A 1,711-nucleotide genomic window follows, 5' to 3' on the forward strand; every position below is an offset into this window, starting at 1 on the left:
CTCGAAGCGACGCCCGTCGCCGCCCTGGAGCCGCGCGTGCCGCAGCGCGATCCCTATGCGCTGCGCGCGCTGGCGCTCGTCGGCGCCGTCGCCGCGGGCTTTATCGCGGGCGACCAGAAGGGCGCGCGCCTTTCCGCCGCCTTCGACTGGCGCGCGGCGCCGTCGATTCTCGATACGGCGTCGCGCATCGACGCCTGGCTGGAGCCGCCCGCCTATACCGGCCGGCCGCCCATCGTGCTCGCTGCTGAGAGCGACGCCGCGATCGAAGCGCCGGTAAATTCCATCCTGCGCGTCAGGCCCGCCGACGCGCGCGCGTCGGTCGGCGGCGGACTGGTCGCAATCGCGGAGGCCGCCCGTCAGGAGCCGGTGAAGGAGCAGGCCTTTAAGCTCGCGGGCGACGCGCAAATATCGCTTTCCGACGGCCGCCGCTTCGATCTTGTCGCCATTCCCGACCGGGCGCCGACCATCGCGCTTGTCGAACCGCCGCGCAACAACGCCCGCGGCTCGATGACGCTCGTCTTTCGCGCCGAGGACGATTACGGCGTCGTCTCCGCCGAAGCCGTTTTCAGCCGGCCGCCCGGCGCGGGCCGCGCGCTTTACGACCCGCCGCGGCTTGCGCTGGCTCTGCCGCCGGGCGGCGGCGGGCTCGGCGAAGCGCACGCGACCATCGACCTTGCCGACAGCCCCTTCGCCGGCGCGCAGCTCGCCCTGCGCCTTATCGCCAAGGACGCGGCCGGCAATGAAGGCGCCTCAGAGGAGATCGAGACTCTCTTGCCGCAGCGCCGCTTCACCAAGCCGCTCGCCCGCGCGCTGGCCGAGCAGCGGCGCATTCTCGCGCTCGATCCCGACTCGCGCCCCAATGTCCGCGCCGCGCTCGACGCGCTCTCCATCGCGCCCGAGGTCTTCGAGACGCCTTCCGCCATTCATCTCGGCCTGCGTTCGGCGCGTCGCGGCCTCGAGGGCGTGCGCAGCGACGATGAGCTCCGCAGCGTCGCCGACATGCTCTGGGCGATGGCGCTCAAACTGGAGGAAGGCGATCTCTCTCAGGCCGAGCGCGATTTGCGCGCGGCGGAGAAAGAACTGCGCGACGCGCTGGCGCGCGGCGACAGCGAAGAGGAAATCGCCAAGCGCGCCGCGGAGCTTCGCGCCGCGCTCGACAATTTTCTGCAGCAGCTTGGCGGCCGTCTGCCGCCGGAAGGCGCGCCGCCGCGCGAGACCGCGGGCGACGGCGATACGGTGACGCCGGAAGACCTGCAAGCGATGCTCGACGAGATGAACAAGGCGATGCAGTCGGGCGATACGGCGCAGGCGCAAAAGCTCCTCGACGAATTGCAGGACATTCTCGAAAATCTGCAGACGGCGCAGGGCGGCCGGCGCGGCAATTCGCAGGCGCGGGAAATGTCGCGCGCGCTCGGCGAACTCGACAAGCTTTCGCGCGAAGAGCAGCAATTGCGCGACGACACCTTCCAGGGAATGAACAATCCCGAGGAGGGGGAGGCGGGGCCGCCGCGCGGGCGCCGACAGAGCGGCGGGCGCCAGAACGAAGAGAGCGGCGCCGAGCGCGGCCGCCAGCAGGCGCTCCGCGAACGTCTGGAGCGCCAGTTGGACGCGCTGCGTAAGAACGGCGCGGAGCCGGGCGAGGAGCTGGACGATGCGCGCCGGGCGATGAAGGAGGCCGAACAGGCGCTCGGCGCAAGCGGCGAGGGCCGGG

General features: G+C 71.5%; 1 protein-coding gene. It reads left to right on the forward strand.

Annotated features, from left to right (window positions below):
* On the forward strand, window positions 1-1,711 hold a 1,711-nt coding region (locus V3H18_RS16520), incomplete at both ends, for a TIGR02302 family protein (RefSeq protein ID WP_332083176.1).

Origin of the sequence: Methylocystis borbori, assembly GCF_036576025.1 — a bacterium.
Lineage (GTDB): Bacteria > Pseudomonadota > Alphaproteobacteria > Rhizobiales > Beijerinckiaceae > Methylocystis > Methylocystis borbori.